Source organism: Sulfitobacter sp. 15WGC (assembly GCF_005068605.1).
Taxonomy (GTDB): domain Bacteria; phylum Pseudomonadota; class Alphaproteobacteria; order Rhodobacterales; family Rhodobacteraceae; genus Sulfitobacter; species Sulfitobacter faviae.
The window spans coordinates 1-233 of the sequence record NZ_SZNL01000284.1; the positions used below are offsets into that span (position 1 = coordinate 1).

Consider the following 233-nt stretch of genomic DNA (forward strand, 5'->3'; position numbering starts at 1 on the left):
CGGAATACGGTTCCAGACCGACTTCGGCCGAGGCGCGCGGTCCGCCAATGCATCAAGGCCGCCTTCGACGTAGCGGTCATACCATCGGTAAAATGTCGTGCGCGGGATACCCAGCATATCAAGGGTCATTTTTGTGGGCAGGTGTGATCCCTCAACCGTGCGAATGATCTCAAGCTTCTCGGTTGCTGGATACCTCATTCCTCGAACTCCCCAGCCCCTGTCATGCTTTTTTT

The 233-nt window shown here is 55.8% G+C and carries 1 protein-coding gene; it reads right to left on the reverse strand.

Annotated features, from left to right (window positions below; translation table 11 throughout):
* Positions 1-233: helix-turn-helix domain-containing protein (locus tag FCK22_RS18780; protein WP_136720782.1), on the reverse strand; the 233-nt coding region annotated here is incomplete at both ends.